The following is a 22,460-nucleotide window of genomic DNA, read 5'->3' as shown; positions in this document are numbered from 1 at the left end:
GTCGATGTTGTTCCACTGTAGATGCCGACCTAAAAGTGACCCCCGTGGCAGCTCCGGCTACTGGTCTTCGAGCCGAATGAACCCGAGCGCGGGGTCATTTGCCCGTCGACAAGATGTGCGCCGAGTTGATGTTGCTACGCGGCGCGACTCGCCAGACAGCGTTACCTACGTCGTCCGCCACGAGCAAGGCGCCGTGCGCATCCAGCGCGACGCCAACGGGTCGCCCCACAGCGTGGCCATCCGCCGTCAGAAAGCCGCTCAGAAAATCCTCAGGGGCACCACTAGGCTTTCCATCGACAAATGGCACGAACACCACCTTGTAGCCGGTGCGCGGCTTGCGGTTCCATGATCCATGCTGGCCGACAAATGCGCCGCCCCGATAGTGCGTTGGGAACAGCATTCGATCGTAAAAGACAAGACCTAGCGAAGCGGTATGATTGCCAAGGGCATAGTCCGGTGCGATGGCCGTGGCGACCAAGTCGGGGCGTTGAGGTTTGACTCGCGTGTCGACGTGCTGGCCGTAATAGCTGTAGGGAAAGCCATAGAACGCTCCATCTTTCACTGCGGTCATGTAATCCGGTACAAGGTTGTTACCGAGATCGTCCCGCTCGTTGACTGCCGTCCACAGCGCCCCGCTGTCCGGTTGCCACGAAAGGCCGTTGGCATTGCGCAATCCTGTCGCATAGGGCCGCAAGCGACCCGTGTCCACGTCAAACTCAAGGATCCGTGCGCGGCCTTCTTCGGCGGCGATGCCATTTTCTCCCGCGTTGCTATTTGATCCCACAGTGATGTATAGATGCTTGCCTGAGTGATCCGCGAGGATATTTTTTGTCCAGTGATGATTGATCGGGCCGGCTGGCAAATCGGCAACCTTAAGTCCAGGGCTGGTGATCTGCGTGGCGCCCATAGCGTAGTCGAAACGCAGCAGAGCGTCCGTATCGGCAACGTAGAGTTTATTGCCAATGAGCGCCATTCCAAACGGCGAGTGCAGGCCGCGGAGAAACACGGATTGCATCTGGGCGACGCCACTGCCGTTCGCGTCGCGTAACAGCGCGATGCGATCTGGACTCGTCACACCCGCGCCTGCGCGCTTCATGACCTGCCGTCTGATCCAGCCGAATATGCCACTTCCTTCGTCGTGCTCTTTGGGTGCATCGCTTTCCGCCACCAGTACGTCACCGTTAGGCAACGTGTAAAGCCACCGCGGGTGCGCCAGGTCGCCGGCGAACTCAGTGACGGAAAAGCCGTTGGGAGCGATCGGCATGAAACCGGCGGGGCGCGCCCGAACGGGCGCGATGTTGACCATTGGAATCAACATCGATTCTGGAGCCGGCATGGCGGGCGATGCCCCGAAACCGGTATCGCTTGAACTTGACGGTCCAACCGCGCAGGCGGCGAGCGGCAAAACCATTGAAGCAGCGAGACGATTTAGCAGGCGCATGTTTGTGCTCAGCGATAAGCGTTAGTCAATGATGTTGGAGAAGAACAGCAAGAAGCCCGCCTGAGAAAATGCTTGCCGATGCGCATCATGTAGTAGGTAGCACGTGCAAGGTTGGGCGCGAGCGCTTTCATCGGGACAACGGGCAAGCGCTTAGCCGTCTTGCGTTCGTAGAAGCGTCTCGCCGGCGTGCTGCAGCGCAACGCCACTGCTGCAGCTTCGATGAACGCACAGGCGAGATACTTGTTGCCGTTCTTTGAATTGTCTTCGTTTTTTTTCTTGCCGTTCGAGATCCGCTCGCGCCAACACATCGGCAATAGGAACTGAAATAGCCGCAAACCACCTGATGGTGCTGGTCTCGAGAATGGTCGTCGCGGCGAGCGCATTTCCGATGCCGGGCGTGGTCTTTCAAGATCTCAACTCAGGAGGTAGCTAGGCTTCCCGATGGAGGATCGCCGCGAGTGCAGTAATATCGCCGCGCAGCGTATGCATCACCGCCAAGCTGGCCATCAGCGCGGGCTCGACGTGCGGCGGCAAGCTCAGCGCGCGCCCGTCCGCTTCATCGAACCGCTTGACTTGTTCAGCGTTCAAGCGCGGGTTCAGTTGCCGTGCCAACAGGCTCTCGATACTTAGGATGTGGAGGGTGCGTTGTTGCAAGAGTTGCGGGCGCCTGAACGGATAGCAGCCTGCCTGATGGACGGAAATCCGCAACTCGAGCTGGGGACCGGACCTTCCTAAGCTTCAACTAAGACACTGGCCTTATCCTCTATTCGCTTACTGCGTGTTTAAATCCGCAGAGGTTTCTGATTCGAGCCCGGTATTTTGCTCCAAGCTCAACGTACCTATGCGGCTGGCGGTCTCGTCTCTCATTTCTGCCCTGAGGTGCCTGCAACAAATGAACACCGGGCCAAACGAATCTCAAATTGATGTCTGGTCTGAATGGCTCTTGCACACGCGCTTCGGTAACGATCCCGAGCACGAACAGATTCTGCGCGCCGCAATTGACCCAATCGCGGATCGAGTTCTGGACGGTGCCCGGCTTTCTACTGGCATGACGCTAGTCGACATCGGGACTGGCGACGGGCTGATAGCTTTTCGGGCCATCGACGCTATCGGCCCGTCACTTCGCGTTATCCTCACGGATATATCGGCGCCGTTACTGCGTCATGCCGAAGCGTTGGCGATTCAAAGGAGCGTTCAAAGCCAGTGTAGATTTATCGAATGTTCAGCCGGTGCGCTAAAGGACGTGGACGACGCATCTGTCGACGTTGTTACCACGCGCGCTGTGCTTGCCTACGTGCCCGACAAGGTGGAAGCGCTTCGTGAGTTCCGCCGTGTTCTTAAGCCTGGAGGACGACTGTCGATCGGCGAACCCATCCTTCGCGACGATGCGTTTGAGGCTGCCTCGCTAAGACAATTGGTAGACGCACAGCCCCCGGGATTGGATGATCGATTCTTTCCCCTTCTAAGTCGTTGGAAAGGTGCCCAGTTTCCCGACACTGAAGAAAAAATTGCCAGCAATCCCATCACCAATTTTAGTGAACGCGATTTGGTTCGCTTCGCGCTGGATGTGGGGTTCATCGACATCCACATGGAGTTTCACGTCAATGTCCTCCCGTCGACGGTGCATTCGTGGGAGGTATTTCTTGGCAGTTCGCCTCACCCCTGGGCACCGTCGCTCAGTCGCATTCTCACGGAACGCTTCTCGACAGAAGAGCGGGACTTGTTCGAGACAATCTTTCGCCCAAGGGTGGAGGCCCGGCAGTTCGTTACCGCAGACCGGATAGCGTATCTGACGGCTCGAAAACCGCCTTCGTGATTGCAACCGACGAAGCCACCGACACGCAATCGAAGGCGCACCGCTTTGCGGCTGAAGGCTTGGCGCTACACCCCGATGACGACCTCAATGAAAGAAGATGGCATGCTTTGAGTTGTTCTCCATGTCGATCGTGGAAGGTGTGCAATCATCCCGTGACTTTTATCCTGCTTGTCAGCACCCGCGCCTGCGGGCGAAACGCAGAGTCGCTTTTGGCTCAGCCATCGAGATATGCGAGTCTGGCTCCATGACGAAACGAGGTTGGCCCTTTAATCGCTAATCAAACTCGGAACGTCGCTCGTTTTCTGTCGACACTGGCTTTGCCAACAAGCTTGCTAGCTCGTAGGGTCCCTGCAGATTTGTCGCCTGACAGCACGGCACGAACCGACAAACTGTCCACAATCGCATTTGCCGCATCAGCATTGCCGCGACGCTGCAATTCGTCTACGAGCAATCTTTGAAGACTTGGCCACACTCCTTCCTCCTGCCACTCGGCCAATCGCCGGCAGCAAACTTGGCCAGCTCCATAGCCGAGTTTCTTAGGAAGCAGAGTCCACGAAATACCCGATCGCAGCACAAACACAATGCCGGAGAATACGGCACGGTCCGGTGCTCGGGGACGCCCGGCGCTGCGGCGCTCGGGCAGCGATCGCGCAGGAATCAATGGTTCAATAAGCGCCCAGAAGTCGTCGTCGATTAGGTCTTCAAGCATAGTTCCCCGGAAAAGATCGAGAACTCAGTCTCTTTTTATATAACGATTTTGGTGTGAGTAAATCACCTGAACGCCCAGCTTAGCGAATCCTCCCAAAGGACGGTCGTTATTAGGCGACACTGCGTTTGGTAACCGCGTACCCAATGTGCATACGCTGCGCTCCGCAGAGCGTACAGACCCCGAGCGGCTTATTAATAAAACAAGTTCCTTAGCACAGACTTAGGGAACGGCTGACCGTAGCCCGGTTGCCCATAGCTGGAATAGGTGCGCGTGTCCTCGACGCCGCAGCGCGACGGTCACCGAACTCGACTGGTGGCTGTCCTTGGAAATTTGTCAAAAATCGGCGCGTGTACAAGAGCTGACCCAATTGGAAATGTCTCACGCTCAAACCCCGCTAACATTGAGACGTTTGTTGAGTCAGTAGATACCACGAAGCCAACCGCGATTTCGTGTTCTGAGCGCAAACGTTTTCCAAAAAATCTTCTCACAAAAAATGCGCTTTTCAGGGAAACGCAGCACTTTTCCGTTGCGCAATGCAGCGTGTGGCACAGCGGTTGCGGTGTCTCGATACCCGGCGTGGGGTATCGAGAAAAACATGAAGAAGAAAACTATGGCGACGGCGGTGCTATCGAACGCTAAAAAGTGGCCGGCGCAGCTGGCCGATTCCGAACTCAGTCATCTGGAGGCGGTGCTTGCCATTGCCGGGCGTCGATCTGTGGCCACCGCGGTACGAGGCCTGGACTTGGCCTACTGGAGCAGGCGGCTTGCCTCCGTCGAGACACGATACGACTTGCTGGTCTCCCAGACAAAACGCGTTGCCACCTTGTCGCGCTCACTTGCGGCGCTCGAACCGACCGTTGAAATCGTCACCGAGCACGGCACGCCATCCACGCGAATAGCCGCATAGAGGCCGAGTGCCTTAGACACCCTACCGCGCCGACCACTTGCCAGTTGTAGACAGTCGCGCCGAAGAAATGAATGGCCGATCATGCGTCGTTTGAAGTCGTTTGACGGCGCCAATCGTCTTACTGTGGGAAACTCTATCCAGTAAGACGAGAGAACAAGTGTGCGGGGTTCTGGCAGGTCGAACGCAAGAACTCATGCCGCGCGTGTCAATGGTCACCGCGCCCGCCGTCGTTTTCATGGTCGTGGTGCCAGTCGCCTCGCTGTTCACCGTGTTCACGGTCGTGGCCCCAATCATCTCGATGGCCGCCGCGGTAGTCGCACGCGTCATGCCATTCGCGTTCACGCCCGTGGCGTTCTTCCCACTCCCGACGCTCCCAATAACGACGCCCGTCGTAGTACCTGTCTCCATACCAGCCAGGGCCAATGACAATGGCGGGTGGAGGCTGGACATACACCTGTTGGGGCGGAGCGTAGACGGGCTCAGGTGCATAGACAGCACCGGGAACTCCAATGTTCACTCCAACATCGACGTGTGCGAGCGCGACGGACGACAAGCCTACGCCGAGACCGGCAACCAGTGTCATCGCGAACCTGCGGTTGAGTGAGATGCTCATAATTTTCCTTGTCATGCTACCGTTGAGCAGATGAATGCGCGAGCGCGTCAGAGGCAGTTAATACCGGTCGTGATCGTGGTCATGCCCATGGTCGTGATCGTGGTAGCCGCCTTCAGGTAAAAAGATGCAGCCGCCCAGCGCGCTTCCAAGACAAATGGCCAACAACATTAACGCAATAGTTTTTTTCATAAATCACTCTCTCGTGTCAGTCGTAAGCGGACTATATTGAGCCCGCGGATTAACGATGTGCTTGCCACAACGGATGTGCTTGCCACAACGAAGCGTCTCGTGTGAAACACTCGAACACGCTCTAATTCGATCGGTCGACTCGGCTCGACCTGCGGGGAAAACACCCGGTTATGCTCGACTCACCATTCTCAGCGGCTACGAAACCTGCCATACACGCAGGAGGCAACAACGTGCAATGCGAAGATGTGCTGCAGTAAGAGAGGGCGGCCTCGAAGGAGCCGAGGACTCGCCGCCGCCCTAGCGAAGCTACCGCTGCGGTGAGAGCAAGATGTTTGCGATGACGCCGGTCGCTACCGCCGCGAGGACATAGTCTCCATCGACGCCAACCCAGTGATACCCACGCGGAGGCTGATGAAGGCCATGCCCGCGCCAATCATCCACAACGTAGTTTCGATCGCGATATTCATTGGGCAACCGATCTCCCCTGTGCCAATCCCGATGCGGGATGGGGCCGCCGCGGCGATTATCGGCCTGTTCACTGCCGTGCCAACCGTGATCGTGGCGATCTTGATCGCTGTATCGGCTGTTATCGGTAGGGTGACTTTGATCCCCATACTTGCCCCGATCGCCAGGATGACCTTGATCGCCATACCGACCTTGATCGTCGGGTCGGCCATGATTATCGGGGCCACCCGCCGAGGCCGGATGCCATTCCTGAGCGAATACAGCCGCTGCTGGTGCACCGGTTAAGGCTGCGACCATGAGCAGCGCGATAGCTTTTGTTTTCATGCTTCAACTCTCTGAAAGAAGGTGTCTAGCCGCCGGGTGTCGGGTGGGATGCCACTTGTGCATTTTTGTTCGCCGCCGCATCTTCCTTCGCTTTTTTGTTGGCTATGTGCCGACCGACCAAGCACCCACCCGCAGCACCCAATACCGCGTGACCCCTGCCAACAAAGTGCCCACCGACGCCACCGACTGCTGCGCCTTTGAGACATCCAGAAGCCTGCGATTGACTCGCCGCCAACGTAAGTGCCAAACCCGCAAAAACCAGCGTAAATCTTATTTTCATGGTGGTCTCGAAAGTATGCGAACGGATTGTTGAAACCGCATTAAAGGACGACTCCGGAGCGTGAACCACCCGAGTTCTTGAGTTCGGGCAGTAGGCATCCACATTGAACGCCCCCTGTCATGATCAGTTACTTCTTGGCTGCGTCAACCTTCGAGTCTGCGGCTGCTTTGTTTGCATCGCCTTGCGCCTCAACCTTTTCCTTGTCGGCCTTGGCTTGTGCGACAGAAGCGTCCTTGTTCGCATCCTGTTTCTTCACATTTGCTTTGGCCTGCGCTTCGCTCTTTTTCTTGTTCGCTTTGTGCTGCGATTTCATTGCGACGGCCCGAGCGGCGGAGGCTTGCTTAGGGGTGTCCGCCCTCGCTACCTTCGCTGCGTCCTTGTTGGCATCGGCTTGCGCTGAAGCCTTGTCTTCATTAGCAGCCGCCTGGGCCTTCGTAGCATCCTCTGACGCGTCTGTTTTCTTTTCGTTCGCCGTTTTTTGCGCGTCGACCTTTTTATCGTTTGCTTTTAACTGGGCCCTACCGGTTTCAGTTGTTGCAGATTCCTGCGCCGCCGTTTGTGCGAAAGCGGTCGACACGAGAAGGGCGGAGGCGAGAGCAGCGATAATTTTTTTCATTGTTTAAATCCTTTAGTGTGCGACCGCAGATTAATGCGGACTGTCTCTGATAACGTACCCTGAGTGACGGGGGTTGACCGTTTGCTCGTAGAACAAATGTAACTAATTGCACGGCGCGGCGAACCCCATAGCATGGATCCCGCTCTTGCGAAAGTTACCGACACGTGAGGACCCTAAGGCGACGGCGGAATCAATTACCGAACGGATCACCGAGTTATGAAGCAGGGGTACGGAAAGAGGTTCTGTCATGGCAAGGTACTCGGGGCGCTTCGATGTGAAGTTGATAGGAATACTTATTTCGAAGATTACATAACTGCTTGATAACAGAGCACCCCGTTCAGGTGTCCGGCCTTGAGTCCAGTTCCATTAGTAGGGTAAGAGACGGCCGGTTGTTTGCGACGTGACTATTCTCCTTAAGCATCCGATAAGCGCGACTGAGTAGTATGAAACTCACGCATCGCGATCACCGCGATTTTAATTCAAGGAGAATTGCAATGAAAACCCTACTTTCCGCATTGCTGGTTGGTTCCACGATTCTGGTGTCGGTTGCGGCTCACGCTCAGGAGGCCAGCTCCGTGCCGGCCCAACCGGCAATCCAGTCGCAAAGTGCGGTCGCTAACTATGACCGTTCAGCGGCCGCTACAGACAAGAACAGCTATGGATCGACGACCTTCGGTTTGTCGCAGTCAAGCTATTCGCATTCGCCCAAGGGCGTGATTCCGTTCGTCGAGAACAACTCGCTGTATTCGCATAGATAATGCGACTCGATGAATTGAATCGTTACCTAGCTAATATTAAGGAATCCTATATTATGAAACCAATTCTCAGTACGCTCGTTGCCACCGCTGCCCTATGCGTGACGACTTTGTCATTCGCGCAAGCCTCGCAGGCACCGGTCACCCGCGCGCAAGTCAAGGCCGACCTCATTCAGGTGGAAAACGCGGGTTATCACCCCGGGCGAAAGGAATCGAACTATCCAGTCGGTATCCAGGCAGCCGAAGAGAAGATTCATGCGCAACAGCCCGACGATAAGTCGTATGGTGGGGTGTCGGGTAACAGCATGTCGACCTCCGGTACGTCGGCGACACCGTTCCAAAATCGCACCGGGTTCGGCCATCATTGATGCGCAGTGGTTCCAGGTTATAGCGTGCTTCGAACTGCACAATTATGCCGTGAGACATGGATACCTAACGAAATCTACCTCCCCAACTCTTGCACATTCTCGATCACGATCGCAATACCGGCAAAAAACTCCATGACGATCGCGATGATAGCGGGGACCGTGGGAAACGGCGCGCCTTTCGGAGACCATGTAGCCGACCGTGCTCGAGAAACGTGTCAGCTTGGTCCACCCGAAGATCACGAACAGGATCATCAGCAATAAACGGGCGACCAGAATCAGTTCGTCTTTACGTTGCTCGAAGAGGGTGTACCGCATGATGACTTTCCTTTGGAAAGAGGACGACCGAGCACCGGAGGGCGACGCTTGACCGGCGCGCCTATCGAGCATTAGCACTGCGATTTTGTGGCCGGCAAACAACAGGATTTTCTACTGCGGAAGAGACGCGCCGCCGGTCATTGCGAACCAGCGGTCTTATGACCTGACGTTGATGGGTTCGACACGGCAGCCCGCGCGTTAAGGTTTCCATAAGGTTTCCTTGCATATAGTGGTCCGCGACGTAGTACTCAAAAGCCGGGCGCTTCAGGCCCGGCAACCGGATAACCGCAGTCGTAGGGCACCAATGGAGAAAGAGCGTGAGTAACGTTACTAGCAGACATGTTTCCGACATGCTCAACAAGGTCCCGGAGGTGACCCTCGCTTTCTGGATTATCAAAATCATGTCGACGACAGTTGGCGAAACCGGTGCCGATTATCTGGCGGTCCACGTGGGTCTCGGCACCGCCATAACGGGCGCGATCATGGGCACGTTACTGGTCATCGCGCTGATGCTGCAGCTTCGCTCGCGCGAGTACGTGCCATGGATCTACTGGCTGTGCGTGGTACTCGTGAGCGTAGTGGGGACACAGATCACCGATGCCCTCACCGACGGACTCGGGATCAGTCTTTACGTCAGCACAACTGTTTTCGCCATCGCTCTGGCCGCGATTTTTGCGATCTGGTACCGCTGCGAGCGGACGCTGTCTATCCACACGATTGTTACCAGGCGGCGCGAGCTCTTCTACTGGGCTGCCATCCTGACCACGTTCGCGTTGGGCACGGCCGCAGGTGACCTGGCAACCGAAGCGCTCGGCCTTGGATTCAGGGTTGGCGTGGTCGCGTTCGGGGCGCTCATTGCCATCGCCACGGTTGCGTTTTATCTCGGCGCCGATGCCGTGTTGACGTTCTGGGTAGCCTACATCCTGACGCGCCCGTTGGGTGCATCGCTGGGTGACCTGCTATCACAGGCACGGACCTATGGAGGCCTGGGATTCGGCAACGTGACGACCAGCGTGGTGTTCCTGGTGGTTATCGTCGCTCTGGTCTCGCTCGTGAGCGTGGGCCGGAACCGATCGGGCCGAACGACACCGTCAGACGGTCCATTCGACGCAGCATGATTCCTAAAAACCATTCGCTCGCGGTCTGAGCGGATCACCTGCACAGGAGACAATCCAATGAACAGAATTACCCTTTCCCGCGCCCTTCTGGCCGCAGCGCTTGGCGTCACGGTAGTCGCAACCGGACACGTCTTCCCTTCAGATCAGATCATTTCATCGGCTAACGCGGCGACGGCATCGAAGTTCGGCGATCTGTCACCCTTCCGGGCGATTGTCGCCGATACCTCGGCCCTGGTGAACAGGGGCAATCTCGCCGGCGCGAAGACACGCATCAAGGATCTCGAAACCTCTTGGGATGAGGCGGAGCCCTCCCTGAAGCCGCGCGCTGCAGCAGACTGGCATGTCATCGATAAAGCAATCGATCGCGCATTGTCGGCACTGCGCGCGGGTACTCCGGACGCTGTGGAATGCAGGCAATCGCTGGCTGATCTTCTCAAGGAAATCGACCGCGTGAGCGGAAAGGCTTAAGTCCGGCAACCGCGTTCCTATTTGTTAGCGAAGCCCGTAGCGGATGGGAACAGCGGTGGTCGGTCGAGTTGCCGCGTACTTTGGAACAGGAAACAATCGGCGCCATTGTACGTTCGAGTATTAACTCAGGGCCCGCGTTGCTGTGGACCACGTAGCAATCTCAGGGGGCAGAGACATCATTTGTCCGAGCCTTTCCATATCACCACGCTCGGTCCGCCACGTGATGTATTTTCTGAACGCCTCTTCGCTTTCCCACTCCTCGATAGACAGGATTGCGTTTGCACTTTCGCCATTGCGAAACGAGGGAACCGATCTGGCACCCGGCGAAGATGAAGTTTCGCGAATTAGCGCGGGCAGTCCGCTAACAAACTCCTCCGCAAGACCTTCCTTCACGTTCATTAGCAACGTGATCGTCATTGCCTCTCCGCTGGCACGATCAAGCCCATCGACGAATTCGCGAATGATCCCGGCAACTCGAGCGCAGCAGGCGGTTCTGATGGATCTTGCGACCAACTCCCTCCAGCAGACCGAGCGATCGGATTACCTGCAATCGCTCAATATGTGCGAGAACGGCTTCGCGCTGGGCTCTCCCGGCAATTGCCTTAGCCAGGCCAGCTTACTGACGGGCGATCGGTGAGCGGCAACAGAAGTTGGTCGAGCGCCGAGCGTTGCTCATCGGTTAACGGTGCGGTCAACAGACGGTGCACTTTGCGTTGTGCACGTGTTGCCACGGCCGCGCATAGTTTTTCGAGTGCAGGAACCGGCGGCAACAGCACATGCCTACGCCCAAGTTCGTCAACCGCGGTCTGCGCAAGCACAACTCCTTGGGTAATTTACATCGCAACAGGTAGCAGCAACTCGACCAGCGCACGATAGTCCTTCCGACTGAATTGCACTAGGTCCAACCTAACGAGAAGTTTCTGCAGGTGTTCTCGGCGCATGCTGCCTCTAAGCAGGTCCCAGCACCCACTTGGATAACGCAGGTAGACCATTAACACCGCGATACCCCGAGACGGTTTAGGCCGCCTCGATGTCGTCGAACAAAGGTGAAGTCCTCCGTCGACGACGAGGCCAAGCGGATCAACTCACTTTCATCCGCGGGGAACGCAAATAGCTGGAATCGCTGGTCAGGGGTAAGTAGTTCTCGGCGGGGCAAGATTCACCTCGTCGAGCGCAGATATAGGTGTAGGGTTTCGCGGCTAATTCCGAATTCACAAAGGATATGAGCTTTACGTTCACCGTCGTCTACGCGACTGCGGAGGTCGGAGACCTGGGCGTCGGACAATGCCGGCTTACGACCGCGATAGGCGCCGCGTTGCTTTGCCAAGGCGATGCCCTCACGCTGGCGCTCACGAATCAGCGCGCGCTCGAATTCAGCGAAGGCCCCCATCACCGACAGCATCAAATTCGCCATCGGCGAATCCTCGCCCGTGAACGTCAGACATTCCTTCGCGAACTCGATACGCATCCCGCGTGTGGTCAGCACCTGGACGATATGGCGAAGATCGTCCAGATTTCGGGCAAGCCGGTCCATGCTATGCACGACCACCGTGTCGCCGTTGCGCGCGAGGGTCAGCAACGCGTCGAGTTGCGGCCGCCTCGTGTCCTTTCCCGGGGCCTTCTCAGTGAAGGTCCGGTCAAGCTCAATTCCGTCGAGCTGTCGCACGGCGTTCTGCTCGAAGGTGCTCACCCGGACATACCCGACGCGCTGGCCGTTCATGACCGACTTCCGGTAAAGATGTCAGATTGAAATCTATGACTTCCCGAGGAGACCGTCAAATAATCGATTAATCGGCCCTATCCTGACGGTTCTGACAGTCATACCTGACGTCAGGATAGGGCATACATCAACCTGACACCTACCATGAAAGGAATGACGCCTTTCCTTCGGTCGGCGTCGGTAGAACTTCTTCGTGAGGACATCGGGCCGCCGTCATCCGTTCTTCGTTGCGGCACTGGCCCAGCTTGAGCGAGCGGCTCTCAGAGAACATCGCGCCCACTCTCGGAGTGCACGTTTGCGCTGACATTGGCGCGGTGCACATACGACGCATTCGTCGAATTCTTCAACGATCGCTTTCTCCGAGGGCATGGGTAAGCTTGTTAAGCTAGGTGACAGGCCACCTTGGTTCGTTCATCAACCAGCCTCAGTATCGGCTCTTCCATTTCGCAGACCGGCGCTGAAAAGGCGCAGCGCGTGTGGAACCGACAGCCTGCGGGCGGCGAACTGGGGCTCGGCGGGTCACCAGAAAGTAATTGAACATGACGCGAACGTTCGATCTCCGGATCGATCGACGGGACTGCATCCAGCAAAGCGCGCGTATAGGGATGGCGCGGCCGCGCAAAGAGTTCGGACGTAGGGCCTGTCTCAACGATTTTGCCAAGATACATCACGCTCACTCGAGTACACACCAAGCGAATGATCGCCAGATCATGCGCAATCAACACGATTGAAAGATCCAGCTTCTTCTGCAAATCTGCGAAGAGGTTGAGAATCTGCGCCCGAATCGAAACGTCGAGCGCGCTCAATGGCTCGTCGCAGATGAGGATACGAGGATCGAGCGCCAACGCGCGAGCGATTGCCACGCGCTGCCGCTGACCACCCGACAACGCGCGAGGTAGCCGATCCAGGCATGTCTCCGGCAAGCTCACGAGTTGAAGCAATTCCAGGATTCGTTCGCGGCGCTCAGAGGCAGTTCCCAAACCGTGAATTTTCAGGGGCTCTTCAAGAGATTGCGAGATCGTTTGTCGCCGGCTTAGCGATGCCAACGGATCCTGGAAGATGAACTGGACGTGCCGGCTGAAAGCAAGACGCTCCCGGTGCCAGTCATCGAGCTTCCGGCCATCGAACGTCACGCTGCCGCCTGTTGGCCGCTGAAGCCCGGCAATCGCGCGCGCAAGAGAAGTTTTGCCGCAGCCAGATTCGCCGACTATGCCGTGAAGCTTGCCCTGCTGTATTTCCATATCTACACCGTCCACGGCGCGTACCGGGGTGCCCCTGGAACTCGCGAAGTGCACTTGAAGCTGCTTCACACTAATAGCCGCTGACGCATTCATCTGATCGTCTCCTCGCAGCTTGACTGCATCACGAAACACGCAACTTTGTGTGTGGGCGTAACCGACGATACGGACGCTAAAGACGGACGAGTCAGATCGCATGAAGGCGTGACAGCGAAGCAACGCGACGCAAACCGACATCCAGCCGCCAGGCTCGAAAGGTCAGGCGGCGCTCCGGGGATCTCAGTCAGGCGCTCGCCGATTGGCGTATCAAGGTCGGGGACAGAAGAAAGCAGGCCCTGTGTATAGGGGTGGATGGGCGTTTTGAGTACGTCTGCGACCGCTCCTTCTTCGACAATGCGCCCCGCATACATGACGGCGACTCGATCCGCCGTGCCTGCCACTACACCGATGTCGTGGGTGATAAGAATGATTGCCAGACCATCCTCTGCCTGGATCTGCTTGAGCAGCGCGAGGATCTGAGCCTGGACTGTCGCATCCAGCGCGGTCGTTGGTTCATCGGCAAGGAGTATCTTCGGTCGGGACGCCAGCGCTAATGCGATCATGGCGCGCTGGCGCATGCCGCCCGAGAATTCATGCGGATAACGCCAGTACCTGTCCTCCGGATCGGCGATGCCAACCCGCCGAAGATTCAATATGGCATCCGTCTTTGCGGCGACAGCAGAGAGGCCGGCGAAGCGCCGGGCCTGCTCGGCCAATTGCGGACCGATGCGCCGCATCGGGTTGAGCGCACTCAATGGATCCTGAAAAACTACCCCAAAGTCGTTTCCTCTAACCGCCGACCGATGCCGCCCGCTCACAGCAAGAAGATCGCCTCGGCCCGTGAGCGCCTTACCGCGAAAATGAACCGCGATCCCTTCAGGGAGCAGTCCCAACGGACCGAGCGTCATCACGGTCTTACCGCTTCCGCTCTCGCCAACAATCGCCAGTGTTTCGCCAGGCTTAATTGAAAAGGAACAGTCATCTACGGCGCGGATCGTTCTCTTGTCCGTATATAGGTCGACGATCAGTCGATCAACCTCGTAGATCGGCTGGGAGCGCGGCTCGTCAATCGTCATTGGCATTACTGGACACCCCGCTTAATCGTCTTCTCTTCATCCGCTCTGGCTCGTATGCGCTTTGACAAGACACGTCCTTTTATCGCTCGCGGCAACTTCTTCAAAGCGATCGCCTCACCAAGTACATTGAAACTGACCACAACGAGCGTCAACGCAAGACCCGGAAGCAGAACCATGCTTGGTGCCTCTTCGAGGTAACTCATGCCATCGACCAACATCTGGCCCCACTCTGGAGTCGGGGGCGTAACGCCGAGCCCTAGGAAGCTAAGGGTAGCGATGGACAGGACCAGAGCACCTGCGTCGGCGCTCGCATAGACAAGCACTACGCCCAGTACAGACGGCAGAATATGCCGCGTGAAAACCCACCAATGACTGGCACCAATGACCCTGCAGGCTTCGATGTGCGGTTGATGGACTTCGCTTGCTACGACTGCACGACTCATCCGTGCGTAGTTCGCCCACCAGGCGAGTGTGAGTGCCGCGATCATCGACCAGTAACCGGGCCCAACGATGCCAATCAGCGCTAACGCAATGATCAAGCTTGGCAAGCTGAGCATGATGTCGATGACACTGATCAGGATGAGGTCTATCTTGCCACCCACGTAACCGGCGATAGATCCGATCAGAATGCCGATTGCCAAAGCTGAGACCAGTACGATGGTCATCGCAGCCAGCGAGACGCGAGCCGCCCAGATGAGACGGCTCAAGAGATCGCGTCCCAAATAGTCCGTGCCAAGCCAATGCGCGACGCTCGGTCCTTGCATGGCGTCGGTGATCACCTGCGTGCCTGGAGCGTACGGCGCCAGTACCGGTGCGAAGACCGCAACCAACACAAACAGCAGGACCGGTATCAAGGCATAAGGGCTGATACCACCAAGCCGTTCCCTAAGTCGATTGATCATTTCACGCACTCTCGAATTGCGACCGGCGAATGCGTGGGTCGATCAACATACAGACCATATCGACCAATAGATTCACGAATACGAAAAACACGACAAAAGTCATCAAAATCGCCTGCATCGCGGGGAAGTCCCTGAAACGAATAGAGTCGATGAAGAACGCACCAATGCCCTGCCACGCAAAAACTGATTCAACGACAATTGCACCAATGATCATCAACGCGAACTGCGCACCGAACGTTGTGAGAAAAGGCACCGCGAGGTTCGGCAAGGCCTCGTATACAAGCACTCCCATGCGGCCGTAACCTTTGGCGAAACCGGTTGTGGCAAATGGGCGATACATAAGCTCTTGCAGCGTTACGCGGACCACGCGACTCAGAACGCACGTCGGGAAAAGGCCTACCGTGACCCACGGCATCACCCAAGACAGCAATCCGGAGGTTCCAAAGGCGGGTAGCCAATGCAGCTTCACGGAAAACAAAAGCACGAGCAGAGCGCCAACGAAGAAATTTGGCGCCGACGCGCCGACAATCGCGAGCACCCGCAAGCTCCGATCAAGGACACCGCCGTCGCTTAACGCTCCAGCCACGCCTATCAGTAAAGGCATGAAGAAAGCGATTACCCCTCCACCCAGCAGAAGCCGAATCGTCGTTGGAAGCCTTTGTGCAAACTCTTCCGTAATCGGGTGCCCCGTGCGCAGGGATTCGCCCAACCGCCCATCGGCCACGTTTCCCACCCAGTGAAAAAAACGGATATACAGCGGGTCGTTCAGACCGAGGTCATGCTCGATCTTCTGGACCAACTCGTGAGTCGCCTTAGGACCCGCGGCTCGCTCCGCGAGGAAGTTAGCAGCATTGCCGGGAGCCGTTGCAATTAACGCGAAGGTCAGCGCGCTCGCGACACCGACAAGGCAAATTGCCAGCGCGAGCCGCCGGTAAAATAGCTTAAGCATCGTGTCGACCTTCCTCGATATCCATGGTGCTGCGCCTCACGGAGTAAGAGACAGGTTGGACACCGGCATGTCGTACTCCGTGGGCGGCAAAGCGAAGCCTTTAACGCGTTTGTTATAGGCCCACAGCCGTTGCGGATAAACGAGCGGACAAATGGCTGCGTTCTGATTCATCCAGTCATAGACCTTCTGCACTTTGGCCTTTCTATCCTCTCCCGTTGCCGACAGGGCCGCGTTGATGACGCCATCGAGTTCCTTCGACACGAATATCTTTCCGTCTGGACCGCTGTCTGCGGTCGAAACAAACATAGTGGAAAGCGAACCCTGAGGATCGTACGGCGCTGCATAGGTGCTGAAGAAGGCCAGGTCGTAGTCGAATTTCTGCCGGCGATCGTGGTAGGTCGCGTCATCCAGTGAAGAGACGTTTACCGTAATGCCCAGGTCGGCAAGCTGGCCGAGGATCAGTTCGGAAAGTCGGCGAGCCCCTGGCAAAACCTGATCCGATGCGAGCAGATTTAGTGTCAGATCTTTTCCGTCCTTCCGCCTCACCGTCCCTGTTTTGATCCAACCGGACTGATCAAGCAACTTGTTGGCCGCGGCGACGTCCCTTACGACCACAGGTTCACGCTTGCCAGCATCCGGAATGGTCGCTGGGAAGAGATTGCTCGCAGGATCTGCATAGCCTTGATAAAGAATTTTTGCGATCGAGGCGCGGTCAAGTCCAAGACTGATCGCTCGCCGGACATTGGCGTCCGCGAGAGGACCGCGAGCGTTGTTGTACCCCAGCAAGACCGTTGACACACCAGGAGCAGCAAACACACCGACTCCCGGGTCGCTCGCCAAAGCCTTCGCCCGATTCGGAAGAAGAGGCGCAACCCATTCACCGCCGATTACATCGAGATCCTCCGCACGCAACGCATTTACCCGCGAAAGCTCGTCGGGAACCACCAACAGCTCTATCCGGCTGAACGACGGTTTTGGACCCCAGTAATAGTCGTTTCGGACAAGCACCGTCTGGCTCTTATCGTTCTGGACCACCTTCCACGCACCGGTGCCTACCGGCGCGATCTGCTGCCCCTTCGCATCTACCGCCTTGGGCGAGATAAAGCGCACTGGACGCACAATGGAAAGTTCAGCCAAGGCGACCGGCGCCGGAGCTTTTAGAAAAAGCTTGAGTGTGTATGGACCGGTTACCTCCATGCGCTCGAAGTTTTCCGAAACGCCGATCCATGAGAAGTCGGTTTTGCCAATCCACCGCGCCAAATTCCATTGGGCTATCTTGGCGTCAAATGGCGTGCCGTCACTGAACCGTACGTCTTTTCGCAACTGGAACGTTATGGTTTTCCCATCAGGTGACACATCCCACTTCTCCGCTAGATCGGGCTCAAGCTTCCCACCCTTTCCGTAATGCACGAGGCCGTCGAACACCAGGCCGTATGAGCTCAACGCCGACTCGTTTTGAAGCAGGTCGAGGCTACCGGCCTCCTGCGCCAAAGCAACGTGCAACGTATTCGTATCTTTCGCTTCCACTGCTGTAACGCTCTGAAAGAACAGCAGAAGTGGAAGGTAGGCAACGCCGGCCTTGCGCAAACGAGTGTGCATCACGGTTTTCATATCGATTTAGCGCGGTAGTTGGGAGACGATCGGGTCAAGCCGCTACGTCATTTCAGGCTGCACGAAACAAATCAGTATCATTAGTTATACTTAACTACTAAGGATCATGCTTTGACTTGATAATCGTATAGCGCTTCGATTGCAGCTGTTACCGACCTCCAAATTTATAGAAACCGGATTTTCTAGAAGCTATGCTTGAGTCCGGCCACAATGAGGATCTGTTTGTTTGTGGACGACGCCTGGTCTAACTCGGCAATCTCTGCGTTCTTTGCATCTCCGGCGGCTTGTTGGTATATGCCGACGAGATATACCGAAGTTCGCCTGGAGAGAGAATAATTGGTACCGAGTTCCACTTGATGGTAACGCGGGCGCTGGGTGCCCGAGTGCAGATTGCTTTTGCCGTCCGTGTAGGTGTATGCGATCCCGAGCAGCAAGGCCGGCGTCAGTTGGTACTGGCCGTTGATCTCATAGTTGTCCAGGTGCAGGCTTGTCTGATCGAAGTACGAGAGTTTGACGTTCGAATAGACAGCGCCGAGTGTTGCTTTGCCAATTGCGTATGTGCCACCAGCGGCGATAACCGCATCCGAAGAAGCGGCAGCCCCAGATTGCGGACTCACGTAGAGAGTGCCACCGTAATCGCCACTAACTGCGCCACCTGTATTGTTCGCCGCACCCGGATTGTTGAGCTTGAGATAGCCTAACGCGAGATTCAACGGACCATTCGCGTAAGAGGCCGATGCGGCATAAGCGCGGTTGTTTGAAAACCCGGTGCCGTTCCCCGCACTTGCCTGGTTGCTGAGTCCGTACAACGCCTCAAACTGCAAGCCCGCGTATGTCGGGCTTACATATTTCGCCGCGTTGTTGATTCGGAACGACCCGTCAAGGTTATCCGCGTCGCCGGGATGGGCTGCATAGTCGGTCGCCCACTCGTTTTGCGCTGAGAAGTTGGCAACGGTGTCGACCAAAGGATCGTACTGACGGCCGAGCGTCAATGTTCCGTAGCGAGCGTCAGACAAACCAACGTAAGCTTGCCGGCCAAACTCGCGGCTGCCCTGACCCGAACGCCCGCTGAACCCATTAAATCCCCCCTCCAGGGTGAACACAGCTTTCAAACCCTGTCCAAGGTCCTCTGCACCCTTCAGGCCAAATCGATTGCCATACAGATTTGCAGTCGATGCCTGCACGGAATGTGCTCCACCAATATTGTTCACATAGGCGATACCGTTATCGATGATGCCGTACAACGTGACGCTGCTTTGCGCATGTGCCGAACTTGCGATGCCGCCAAGTGCGGCAACTGCCAGGAGGTGCCGGGTTTGCATGAGAGGCCTTTAAAGATTGATGAGAAAAGTTGTCAGGCCGGTCGGGCGACACCGTACTGAGATGACAAGTAACGACGGATATGGTCCGGGGAATCGATAAAGCGGGTATTTCCGTAGAGGTGCACTTGCACTCCTTCGTCGACGGGTTTTCTACCCTCAGCCAGAACCAGGACGGGCGCCGACTGATTCTCCTGCCCGATCATCTCGACAATGGCAGCGCGCGGGCGAGGCGCATCGATATACTCGACTTCGATCTCACTGCGAAGATGCGGAAAGAATCCGAGCAGACCTTCGACAGCGACGGAGTCGCCGCAATAGAACGGACCCTCAGATCCCTGAAAAAAGCCGGGACGAAGCATGAATAATTTGTCTTTCACTTTCTCTCTCACTACGGGTTGAAGACTTTTGATGCATGCGGCCACCTTGCTCCCCGCATGGTCATCCGTGTTTAGGACACGCGGGCGCTATGCCCGGCGAAACGAGAACTTGCGCACAAGACGCTTCCATCCGATGGCGACGCCGGTGACACAGAATGCGAACCCAAGCGCGAGCAGGATCAGCATCAGCGGCTTCCAGATCACGTTGCTGGATAGGAACGGGAAGTCCAGAGTATGTAGACCGAAATAGAGCCAGCGATAAGCCCGGCGACTCGTATCCATTACCTCGATGACCTTGCCCGTGACGGGGTTCACGTACACGTCCGAGTTGCTGTCGTCGTGCACCACGACGCGTACGCCGTCCCCACCGATTCCGTCGGTGCTGCGCAATCGAGCGTAGGTGTCGTCAAGAGGAATCGGCGTGGGCGCGTCGACCTTGATCCCGGGCCATGCGGCCCGCACTGCGGCCCAAATGTCCGCGTCGGCAAACGCGCTCGCAGGCGTGGCGGAACCCACCGCGAGGACTTTCGGCTCGGAACCTGCTCCGCGAGCCACAACATAAGCTTTGCCGGCAAGCGCCGTGACTTCAAGTTCGGAAGCCGGCAGCATGCGCCGCAATAGATCGGGTGTGACGGCTTTGGCTGCATCGCGAGGTGAAATGCCGGTGTAGGCCGACGCTTCCGCGTCGCTCATGTCTCCTGTCGAGAACAGCCGGCCATGATCCATCGACAACCAACCACTGAATATCCACGTAAAAACGAACCCGGCCACGACGATTCCGCCAATGTGGTGCCACTTCATCCAACCGCGGTAGGGGCTCATCCCGCCTCGGCCTGACTTCACCTGATTTCTCCAGCGAACGATGCCCAACCAGATACCTGCGATCGTAACGGCCACCCCGACGAGGGAGAGCCACCACACCGTGCGGTCCCACGTGACCCAGCTCTTGCGAAGCACGGTGGGATAGATCCAGTGAAGGACAGCACCCACGTAATTCCATGAGCGCTCGAAATGTGTAGAACGTTGAATGACTTCGCCCGACCGCTCAGAAACATACAGCTGCGTCCCGGCGTCGTCGGCGAGGTCTACACGGTACAACGGACGATAGCGATCAAACCGGTGATGCACGACCCATTGGTCGTAGTCGAAGGGTTCGGAGACGTCCTTGACGGGGGTTTGCGCGAAATGTTCTCCGACTACCTGTGCTTGGGCTGAGGTTACGCCATCGACTCGCTTGCCCGTTGTCGCTGACACCACTACCTGGGGACCCTTAGGCGGATTCACCACATAGAGAGCCTGTCCCGCGACTTCGAGCAAACGGATACGACTCGGACTGACAATGCCCGCCTCCGTGACTGCGGCTGACGGCGCGACACTGATCTGATCTGCACGCAGCGGTTCGATATGGGCGATGCGCGCACCGTCACCTAGAAACGGGTATGGGACGAACATCATCACAGCGCCAGTGGCGAACCACATCGAGAAAAACAGGCACAGGACGATACCGACCCATCGATGGCCCACGACGAGCCATCGAAGCGGCGTCATGCGCGATTTCGGACGCGCCGCTGGACTTGCTGCTGTGCTCATTTGAAAGCTCCCTTAAAAAGACATGCCTGCCAGACACTGCGTGGTGGCTATATGACGACCTGACACACAGGTTAAGCAACGCAAAAAGTCCGTGCCAGTGGCGCAAATGACTATTACCGTCCTGATCTTGCCAAAGTGCGGGACTGGCGGCGTTACGACGGCAACGGGAGATCGCAGCGTCCGCCTTGGTGCGCTAACTGCAGTAGATGACAGCAGCAAAAGGTCAAAGATCGAGAACAAGCATGGGTGTTTTGGAACGTGAGCAACACGGCAGAAAACGGTCGTTCATCTTCCGTTCGCGAGCAGTCAGATAGCTGTCGCGGTGATCCGGCTCGCCTCCGAGTACGCCAGTCAGGCACGTTCCGCACACAGCCTCTTCGCAAGAGATCGGAACCTTGACCCCGGCTCGCGCAAGCGCATCAATCACTCGTTCGTTCGGGTCGACTTCGATCACCCTATCGCTCTTCGCGAGCCGAAGTGCGAACGAACCGGCCTTCCCGGAGAGCGCCGGCTGAGCGGCAAAATGTTCACGATGTACGTTCGCCTCATTCCACTCCGCTGCCATTGCTGCGCTGGCAGCGGACTCGATAAACCCAGACGGACCGCAGACGTAGACGTGTTTCGCGGGGTGAGGCGTTGCCAAGATTCGTAGCGCCTGCAATCGATCGCAGGCCGGGCTGTCGTCAAAATAAACACGGGCCTGATCGCGCAGGTCGGGCTGGAGGAATCGCTCGTGAAATGCCGTGTGTGCTGGACTACGGGTGCAGTAGTGCACTTCGAAAGACGCGCCTTTTCTTGCTAGCCACAAGGCCATCGACAGGATCGGTGTTACGCCAATGCCACCTGCGAGCAATATTGAATGTCTCGCGGACGGTTCCAGCGAAAAATGATTTCTGGGCTCGCTTACTTCAAGCGTCGCCCCTTCTTTGAGTTCATGCATCGCACTCGATCCTCCCCTTGTCTTCGGATCGCGCAACACGCAGATCAGATACCGAAAGGTCTCGCTCGGGTCGTTGCACAACGAGTACTGCCGTACCAATCCGTTGCCGACGAACACATCAATATGGGCGCCAGCGGTGAAAGCCGGCAGAGGCGCTCCGTTTGGATCCGCAAGCTCGAACGAGGCGATGCCGACAGCCAACTCAGTTTTCGTGATGATCTTTACTTTCATGCAACCACTCCACTCGCACAGGACGCGAAATTTCATCAAGACGACTTATTGACCCGTAGAGTAAATAGTGCAAAATGCAGG

At 56.9% G+C, this 22,460-nt stretch carries 27 protein-coding genes; 7 read left to right on the top strand and 20 right to left on the bottom strand.

Features of this window, described 5'->3' with window-relative positions:
• Positions 1 to 94 precede the first annotated feature (94 nt).
• The 3 genes from ACSQ8V_RS38630 to ACSQ8V_RS38620 are packed head-to-tail and all read right to left on the bottom strand — an operon-like array spanning position 95 to position 2,095.
• A complete protein-coding gene (locus ACSQ8V_RS38630) occupies positions 95 to 1,441 on the bottom strand; it encodes a PQQ-dependent sugar dehydrogenase (RefSeq protein ID WP_436209394.1) in 1,347 nt (448 codons plus the stop codon).
• A gap of 8 nt (positions 1,442 to 1,449) precedes the next feature.
• Entirely contained in the window at positions 1,450 to 1,824 is a 375-nt protein-coding gene (locus ACSQ8V_RS38625; RefSeq protein WP_436209393.1) for a transposase, read from the bottom strand.
• A gap of 46 nt (positions 1,825 to 1,870) precedes the next feature.
• On the bottom strand, positions 1,871 to 2,095 hold the full coding sequence (locus ACSQ8V_RS38620; RefSeq protein ID WP_436209392.1) for a hypothetical protein: 225 nt from the start codon (positions 2,093 to 2,095) through the stop codon (positions 1,871 to 1,873).
• Between the two features lie 238 nt (positions 2,096 to 2,333).
• Here ACSQ8V_RS38620 and ACSQ8V_RS38615 point away from each other — a divergent pair, with 238 nt between their 5' ends.
• The gene (locus ACSQ8V_RS38615) at positions 2,334 to 3,257 is read left to right on the top strand and encodes a class I SAM-dependent methyltransferase (RefSeq protein ID WP_436209391.1); all 924 of its coding nucleotides are present in this window, start codon (positions 2,334 to 2,336) and stop codon (positions 3,255 to 3,257) included.
• A gap of 277 nt (positions 3,258 to 3,534) precedes the next feature.
• Here the strand turns inward: ACSQ8V_RS38615 and ACSQ8V_RS38610 are convergent, their stop codons facing one another.
• Complete coding sequence (locus ACSQ8V_RS38610; protein WP_436209390.1) at positions 3,535 to 3,966, bottom strand: transposase; 432 nt, start codon at positions 3,964 to 3,966, stop codon at positions 3,535 to 3,537.
• Positions 3,967 to 4,561: 595 nt separating this feature from the next.
• Here ACSQ8V_RS38610 and ACSQ8V_RS38605 point away from each other — a divergent pair.
• Positions 4,562 to 4,873, top strand: a complete 312-nt coding sequence (locus ACSQ8V_RS38605) for a hypothetical protein (RefSeq protein WP_436209389.1) — start codon at positions 4,562 to 4,564, stop codon at positions 4,871 to 4,873.
• Positions 4,874 to 5,078: 205 nt separating this feature from the next.
• Here the strand turns inward: ACSQ8V_RS38605 and ACSQ8V_RS38600 are convergent, their stop codons facing one another.
• The 4 genes from ACSQ8V_RS38600 to ACSQ8V_RS38585 all read right to left on the bottom strand — a co-directional run bounded on the left by ACSQ8V_RS38600 (position 5,079) and on the right by ACSQ8V_RS38585 (position 7,360).
• Positions 5,079 to 5,486 carry a PXPV repeat protein gene (locus tag ACSQ8V_RS38600; RefSeq protein WP_436209388.1) on the bottom strand — a complete coding sequence of 136 codons (408 nt, stop codon included), beginning with the start codon at positions 5,484 to 5,486 and terminating at the stop codon, positions 5,079 to 5,081.
• A 57-nt stretch (positions 5,487 to 5,543) separates the two neighbouring features.
• Positions 5,544 to 5,675, bottom strand: a complete 132-nt coding sequence (locus ACSQ8V_RS38595; protein WP_436209387.1) for a hypothetical protein — start codon at positions 5,673 to 5,675, stop codon at positions 5,544 to 5,546.
• A 306-nt stretch (positions 5,676 to 5,981) separates the two neighbouring features.
• Positions 5,982 to 6,464: an RcnB family protein gene (locus ACSQ8V_RS38590; RefSeq protein ID WP_436209386.1), complete on the bottom strand. Its 483-nt coding sequence runs from the start codon at positions 6,462 to 6,464 to the stop codon at positions 5,982 to 5,984.
• A gap of 407 nt (positions 6,465 to 6,871) precedes the next feature.
• Complete coding sequence (locus ACSQ8V_RS38585) at positions 6,872 to 7,360, bottom strand: hypothetical protein (RefSeq protein ID WP_436209385.1); 489 nt, start codon at positions 7,358 to 7,360, stop codon at positions 6,872 to 6,874.
• Positions 7,361 to 7,854: 494 nt separating this feature from the next.
• Between ACSQ8V_RS38585 and ACSQ8V_RS38580 the strand changes: the two genes are divergently transcribed.
• Positions 7,855 to 8,118 (top strand): hypothetical protein, encoded by a 264-nt coding sequence (locus ACSQ8V_RS38580; RefSeq protein ID WP_436209384.1) that lies wholly within the window; start codon positions 7,855 to 7,857, stop codon positions 8,116 to 8,118.
• A gap of 53 nt (positions 8,119 to 8,171) precedes the next feature.
• Positions 8,172 to 8,483, top strand: a complete 312-nt coding sequence (locus tag ACSQ8V_RS38575) for a DUF4148 domain-containing protein (protein WP_436209383.1) — start codon at positions 8,172 to 8,174, stop codon at positions 8,481 to 8,483.
• A 42-nt stretch (positions 8,484 to 8,525) separates the two neighbouring features.
• On the opposite strand, the gene ACSQ8V_RS38570 is transcribed toward ACSQ8V_RS38575, so the two are convergent.
• Entirely contained in the window at positions 8,526 to 8,735 is a 210-nt protein-coding gene (locus tag ACSQ8V_RS38570; RefSeq protein ID WP_436209568.1) for a hypothetical protein, read from the bottom strand.
• A gap of 413 nt (positions 8,736 to 9,148) precedes the next feature.
• On the opposite strand from ACSQ8V_RS38570, the gene ACSQ8V_RS38565 reads away from it, so the two are divergent.
• Both ACSQ8V_RS38565 and ACSQ8V_RS38560 read left to right on the top strand, forming a co-directional pair.
• Positions 9,149 to 9,916 (top strand): COG4705 family protein, encoded by a 768-nt coding sequence (locus ACSQ8V_RS38565; protein WP_436209567.1) that lies wholly within the window; start codon positions 9,149 to 9,151, stop codon positions 9,914 to 9,916.
• Between the two features lie 57 nt (positions 9,917 to 9,973).
• Positions 9,974 to 10,384: a histidine kinase gene (locus ACSQ8V_RS38560; RefSeq protein WP_436209382.1), complete on the top strand. Its 411-nt coding sequence runs from the start codon at positions 9,974 to 9,976 to the stop codon at positions 10,382 to 10,384.
• Between the two features lie 120 nt (positions 10,385 to 10,504).
• Here ACSQ8V_RS38560 and ACSQ8V_RS38555 read toward each other — a convergent pair whose 3' ends face one another.
• A complete protein-coding gene (locus ACSQ8V_RS38555) occupies positions 10,505 to 10,801 on the bottom strand; it encodes a putative quinol monooxygenase (protein ID WP_436209381.1) in 297 nt (98 codons plus the stop codon).
• A 79-nt stretch (positions 10,802 to 10,880) separates the two neighbouring features.
• On the opposite strand from ACSQ8V_RS38555, the gene ACSQ8V_RS38550 reads away from it, so the two are divergent.
• Positions 10,881 to 11,021: a hypothetical protein gene (locus ACSQ8V_RS38550; RefSeq protein ID WP_436209380.1), complete on the top strand. Its 141-nt coding sequence runs from the start codon at positions 10,881 to 10,883 to the stop codon at positions 11,019 to 11,021.
• 522 nt (positions 11,022 to 11,543) lie between these two features.
• Here the strand turns inward: ACSQ8V_RS38550 and ACSQ8V_RS38545 are convergent.
• The 10 genes from ACSQ8V_RS38545 to ACSQ8V_RS38500 form a co-directional block, all read right to left on the bottom strand.
• Entirely contained in the window at positions 11,544 to 12,104 is a 561-nt protein-coding gene (locus tag ACSQ8V_RS38545; RefSeq protein ID WP_436209379.1) for a recombinase family protein, read from the bottom strand.
• A gap of 380 nt (positions 12,105 to 12,484) precedes the next feature.
• On the bottom strand, positions 12,485 to 13,438 hold the full coding sequence (locus ACSQ8V_RS38540) for an ABC transporter ATP-binding protein (RefSeq protein ID WP_436209378.1): 954 nt from the start codon (positions 13,436 to 13,438) through the stop codon (positions 12,485 to 12,487).
• Positions 13,435 to 14,463 carry an ABC transporter ATP-binding protein gene (locus ACSQ8V_RS38535; protein ID WP_436209377.1) on the bottom strand — a complete coding sequence of 343 codons (1,029 nt, stop codon included), beginning with the start codon at positions 14,461 to 14,463 and terminating at the stop codon, positions 13,435 to 13,437. The genes ACSQ8V_RS38540 and ACSQ8V_RS38535 overlap by 4 nt, the downstream gene beginning before the upstream one ends.
• The gene (locus ACSQ8V_RS38530; RefSeq protein WP_436209376.1) at positions 14,463 to 15,359 is read right to left on the bottom strand and encodes an ABC transporter permease; all 897 of its coding nucleotides are present in this window, start codon (positions 15,357 to 15,359) and stop codon (positions 14,463 to 14,465) included. The genes ACSQ8V_RS38535 and ACSQ8V_RS38530 overlap by 1 nt, the downstream gene beginning before the upstream one ends.
• Position 15,360: 1 nt before the next feature.
• Entirely contained in the window at positions 15,361 to 16,308 is a 948-nt protein-coding gene (locus tag ACSQ8V_RS38525; protein WP_436209375.1) for an ABC transporter permease, read from the bottom strand.
• A 36-nt stretch (positions 16,309 to 16,344) separates the two neighbouring features.
• Entirely contained in the window at positions 16,345 to 17,919 is a 1,575-nt protein-coding gene (locus ACSQ8V_RS38520; protein ID WP_436209374.1) for a nickel ABC transporter substrate-binding protein, read from the bottom strand.
• A gap of 182 nt (positions 17,920 to 18,101) precedes the next feature.
• Positions 18,102 to 19,241 (bottom strand): porin, encoded by a 1,140-nt coding sequence (locus ACSQ8V_RS38515; RefSeq protein ID WP_436209373.1) that lies wholly within the window; start codon positions 19,239 to 19,241, stop codon positions 18,102 to 18,104.
• Between the two features lie 32 nt (positions 19,242 to 19,273).
• Entirely contained in the window at positions 19,274 to 19,618 is a 345-nt protein-coding gene (locus ACSQ8V_RS38510; RefSeq protein WP_436209372.1) for a DUF3088 domain-containing protein, read from the bottom strand.
• Positions 19,619 to 19,705: 87 nt separating this feature from the next.
• Positions 19,706 to 21,208, bottom strand: coding sequence for a PepSY domain-containing protein (locus tag ACSQ8V_RS38505; protein WP_436209371.1), 1,503 nt, complete (start codon positions 21,206 to 21,208; stop codon positions 19,706 to 19,708).
• 223 nt (positions 21,209 to 21,431) lie between these two features.
• Positions 21,432 to 22,379, bottom strand: a complete 948-nt coding sequence (locus ACSQ8V_RS38500) for a PDR/VanB family oxidoreductase (RefSeq protein WP_436209370.1) — start codon at positions 22,377 to 22,379, stop codon at positions 21,432 to 21,434.
• Positions 22,380 to 22,460 lie beyond the last annotated feature (81 nt).

Source organism: Caballeronia sp. LjRoot31 (assembly GCF_964253885.1).
Classification (GTDB): domain Bacteria; phylum Pseudomonadota; class Gammaproteobacteria; order Burkholderiales; family Burkholderiaceae; genus Caballeronia.
Note: the sequence above shows the minus strand (reverse complement) of the source record. Positions and strands in the feature narration are given on the sequence as shown.

What these genes read in the sequence shown, in the direction of transcription:
- ACSQ8V_RS38630 (WP_436209394.1), bottom strand. Translation starts at nt 1,441, where the DNA reads ATGCGCCTGCTAAATCGTCTCGCTGCTTCAATGGTTTTGCCGCTCGCC.
- ACSQ8V_RS38625 (WP_436209393.1), bottom strand. Translation starts at nt 1,824, where the DNA reads ATGCGCTCGCCGCGACGACCATTCTCGAGACCAGCACCATCAGGTGGT.
- ACSQ8V_RS38615 (WP_436209391.1), top strand. Translation starts at nt 2,334, where the DNA reads ATGAACACCGGGCCAAACGAATCTCAAATTGATGTCTGGTCTGAATGG.
- ACSQ8V_RS38610 (WP_436209390.1), bottom strand. Translation starts at nt 3,966, where the DNA reads ATGCTTGAAGACCTAATCGACGACGACTTCTGGGCGCTTATTGAACCA.
- ACSQ8V_RS38605 (WP_436209389.1), top strand. Translation starts at nt 4,562, where the DNA reads ATGAAGAAGAAAACTATGGCGACGGCGGTGCTATCGAACGCTAAAAAG.
- ACSQ8V_RS38600 (WP_436209388.1), bottom strand. Translation starts at nt 5,486, where the DNA reads ATGAGCATCTCACTCAACCGCAGGTTCGCGATGACACTGGTTGCCGGT.
- ACSQ8V_RS38595 (WP_436209387.1), bottom strand. Translation starts at nt 5,675, where the DNA reads ATGAAAAAAACTATTGCGTTAATGTTGTTGGCCATTTGTCTTGGAAGC.
- ACSQ8V_RS38590 (WP_436209386.1), bottom strand. Translation starts at nt 6,464, where the DNA reads ATGAAAACAAAAGCTATCGCGCTGCTCATGGTCGCAGCCTTAACCGGT.
- ACSQ8V_RS38585 (WP_436209385.1), bottom strand. Translation starts at nt 7,360, where the DNA reads ATGAAAAAAATTATCGCTGCTCTCGCCTCCGCCCTTCTCGTGTCGACC.
- ACSQ8V_RS38580 (WP_436209384.1), top strand. Translation starts at nt 7,855, where the DNA reads ATGAAAACCCTACTTTCCGCATTGCTGGTTGGTTCCACGATTCTGGTG.
- ACSQ8V_RS38575 (WP_436209383.1), top strand. Translation starts at nt 8,172, where the DNA reads ATGAAACCAATTCTCAGTACGCTCGTTGCCACCGCTGCCCTATGCGTG.
- ACSQ8V_RS38570 (WP_436209568.1), bottom strand. Translation starts at nt 8,735, where the DNA reads ATGATCCTGTTCGTGATCTTCGGGTGGACCAAGCTGACACGTTTCTCG.
- ACSQ8V_RS38565 (WP_436209567.1), top strand. Translation starts at nt 9,149, where the DNA reads ATGCTCAACAAGGTCCCGGAGGTGACCCTCGCTTTCTGGATTATCAAA.
- ACSQ8V_RS38560 (WP_436209382.1), top strand. Translation starts at nt 9,974, where the DNA reads ATGAACAGAATTACCCTTTCCCGCGCCCTTCTGGCCGCAGCGCTTGGC.
- ACSQ8V_RS38555 (WP_436209381.1), bottom strand. Translation starts at nt 10,801, where the DNA reads ATGACGATCACGTTGCTAATGAACGTGAAGGAAGGTCTTGCGGAGGAG.
- ACSQ8V_RS38550 (WP_436209380.1), top strand. Translation starts at nt 10,881, where the DNA reads ATGGATCTTGCGACCAACTCCCTCCAGCAGACCGAGCGATCGGATTAC.
- ACSQ8V_RS38545 (WP_436209379.1), bottom strand. Translation starts at nt 12,104, where the DNA reads ATGAACGGCCAGCGCGTCGGGTATGTCCGGGTGAGCACCTTCGAGCAG.
- ACSQ8V_RS38540 (WP_436209378.1), bottom strand. Translation starts at nt 13,438, where the DNA reads ATGAATGCGTCAGCGGCTATTAGTGTGAAGCAGCTTCAAGTGCACTTC.
- ACSQ8V_RS38535 (WP_436209377.1), bottom strand. Translation starts at nt 14,463, where the DNA reads ATGCCAATGACGATTGACGAGCCGCGCTCCCAGCCGATCTACGAGGTT.
- ACSQ8V_RS38530 (WP_436209376.1), bottom strand. Translation starts at nt 15,359, where the DNA reads ATGATCAATCGACTTAGGGAACGGCTTGGTGGTATCAGCCCTTATGCC.
- ACSQ8V_RS38525 (WP_436209375.1), bottom strand. Translation starts at nt 16,308, where the DNA reads ATGCTTAAGCTATTTTACCGGCGGCTCGCGCTGGCAATTTGCCTTGTC.
- ACSQ8V_RS38520 (WP_436209374.1), bottom strand. Translation starts at nt 17,919, where the DNA reads ATGAAAACCGTGATGCACACTCGTTTGCGCAAGGCCGGCGTTGCCTAC.
- ACSQ8V_RS38515 (WP_436209373.1), bottom strand. Translation starts at nt 19,241, where the DNA reads ATGCAAACCCGGCACCTCCTGGCAGTTGCCGCACTTGGCGGCATCGCA.
- ACSQ8V_RS38505 (WP_436209371.1), bottom strand. Translation starts at nt 21,208, where the DNA reads ATGAGCACAGCAGCAAGTCCAGCGGCGCGTCCGAAATCGCGCATGACG.
- ACSQ8V_RS38500 (WP_436209370.1), bottom strand. Translation starts at nt 22,379, where the DNA reads ATGAAAGTAAAGATCATCACGAAAACTGAGTTGGCTGTCGGCATCGCC.